Origin of the sequence: Halovibrio sp. HP20-59, assembly GCF_033052795.2 — a bacterium.
In the GTDB taxonomy this organism is placed as follows: Bacteria; Pseudomonadota; Gammaproteobacteria; order Pseudomonadales; family Halomonadaceae; genus Vreelandella.
On sequence record NZ_JAWJUW020000041.1, the window covers coordinates 1 to 2222 of the forward strand.

The window sequence follows — 2222 nt, forward strand, 5'->3', positions numbered from 1 at the left end:
GCTGATCACACTGGTGGTCTCTTTTGCTTTGGAGATCATCATGAGCCGTGAACTCAATCCCACTCAAGCCTTTTGGTTAGGCCACCTGCATTATGCCGCCACGCTGCAGATGCCCTTAAGTGCGTATGCCAAAGCACAGGCAGTGACGTTAGCCGACCTGATGGCGTGGGAAAAACGGTTAATCGCGCAAGGTTTCCCCGTGCCACCGCGTTGTCGTCCCGCCCGGTTTGTCGCGGTGGAGGTGGTCGCATGATTCGTCCAAGCACTGATCTAAAGGTGTACCTGTGCCGAGAACCCGTGGATATGCGCAAGCAAATTGACGGCTTGGCGTTACTGGTGCAAGAGGCCATGGCCTTGAACCCGTTTGATCAAGCGCTGTTCGTGTTCGGTAATCGCCAGCGCGACAAAGTGAAACTGCTGTTCTGGGAGCGTAACGGCTTTGTGGTGTGGTACAAGCGCTTGGAACGTGAGCGTTTTAAATGGCCAACGCATCTTAATGGCGAGACCGTGACGTTAACCGGTCAAGAACTTAACTGGTTGCTGGATGGCGTTGACTTGAAGGCCATGAAGCCCCACAAAGCGTTGGATTTTCAGCGAGTTGGTTAGCTTTTTTGCTCCTATTTTGTCGGCGTTTTTGGTAAAATAGGCGACATGAAAACTGCCGATTCCTCCACGCCAACAATCACCCAGCTTGAGCGCAAGCTGGCCGCTGCTGACGCTGAAAATGCGCGGCTGTTGGCGTTGATGGAGAAAAAGGAGGCGCAGTGGGAGGCCACCAAACAATCCCTGTTTGAACAGTTCCGGCTTGCCCTAGAGCGTCAGTTCGGCCCCTCCACCGAGAAGTACCGTGTCGACCAGCAGGATCTGCTTATCAATGAAGCGGAAGTGGCGGTTGACGAGGAAGACACATCGGAGAGTACTACCACCGCTGATGACACGACGAACGACACCGCTACGCCTGCTAAGCGTCGCACGCGCGGCGGGCGTGTGGCGCTACCGCCGGAGTTGCCGCGTATCGAGGTCGTCCATGAACTGCCCGATGATGCTCGCCACTGCCACGATGATGGCACCGCGCTGAAGGTCATCGGTGAAGAGATCAGCGAGGAGCTGCATGTGGTGCCCGCACGCGTCGAGGTCATCCGTCATGTGCGACGCAAATATGCCTGCCCGCTGTGCGAAGAAGGCGTCAACACCGCCCCAGCGCCGGCCAAGCTGTTGCCCAAGAGCAATGCCAGCGCCACGCTGCTCGCCTATATCGCGACGGCTAAATACCAGGACGCGCTACCGCTTTATCGGCAAAGCCAGATCTTTGCCCGCCATGGCGCCGAGATCCCCCGTAATACCTTGGCGCGCTGGATGGTGCAGGCGGGAGAACGGATCACCCCGCTGATCGATACGTTACGTCAACACCTTCTAAGCGCACCGCTGATCCACATGGATGAGACAACGCTCCAGGTCAATCAAGAAACTGACCGCCCGGCCAGTGCCACCTCGTATATGTGGGTACAGCGGGGAGGCCCGCCGGGCCAGCAAGTGGTCTTGTTCGACTACGCGGCCAGCCGTGCCGGACGGGTGCCCGTTGACCTGCTGGGCGACTATGCGGGGCGCTTGATCACCGATGGCTATGAAGGCTACGCCGAGGTCGTGCGCCGTAATGGGATCACCCATGCGGGCTGCTGGGCGCATGCCCGGCGTAAGTTCGTCGAGGCGCAGAAAGTGCAGCCCAAAGGCAAAACCGGTAAAGCAGACTGGGCGCTCAACCAGATCCGTAAGCTGTACGGCGTGGAAAAACAGGCGAAGGCCCTTGAGCCCGACGCGCGTCACGCGCTGCGTGAACAGAAGAGCCGCCCACTCATCGATCAACTCCGCACCTGGCTCGACAAGTCACTGGCCCAGGTGTTACCCAAAAGTACGCTGGGTAAAGCTCTGCACTACCTGGATCACCAGTGGCCGCGCCTGACCCGGTTCCTGGACGATGGTCTGATTCCGCTGGACAACAATCCGGCAGAGAACGCCATCCGCCCGTTCGTGGTGGGGCGTAAAAACTGGCTGTTCAGCCACACCCCGAGCGGTGCTCAGGCCAGCGCGGCGATCTACAGCCTGATCGAAACCGCCAAAGCCAATGGCTTCTCGCCTTACGACTACTTGCAGTATGTCTTCGAGACACTGCCCACCCTCAATGATGATGAACTCAGCACACTGCTGCCCTGGCAGTGGAAAGA

Annotated in this window: 3 protein-coding genes; all 3 read left to right on the forward strand. The window is 58.4% G+C overall.

The annotated features are described in order from the left end of the window. The coding region (locus tag RZA33_RS19230; protein WP_317509333.1) for a hypothetical protein at positions 1 to 253 on the forward strand (253 nt) is incomplete at its 5' end. After that, positions 250 to 606 carry an IS66 family insertion sequence element accessory protein TnpB gene (tnpB, locus tag RZA33_RS19235; protein WP_317509334.1) on the forward strand — a complete coding sequence of 119 codons (357 nt, stop codon included), beginning with the start codon at positions 250 to 252 and terminating at the stop codon, positions 604 to 606. The genes RZA33_RS19230 and tnpB, both read left to right, overlap by 4 nt. Positions 607 to 651: 45 nt before the next feature. Then, positions 652 to 2222, forward strand: a 1571-nt coding sequence (tnpC, locus tag RZA33_RS19240) for an IS66 family transposase (protein ID WP_317509335.1), incomplete at its 3' end; no start/stop codon positions are given.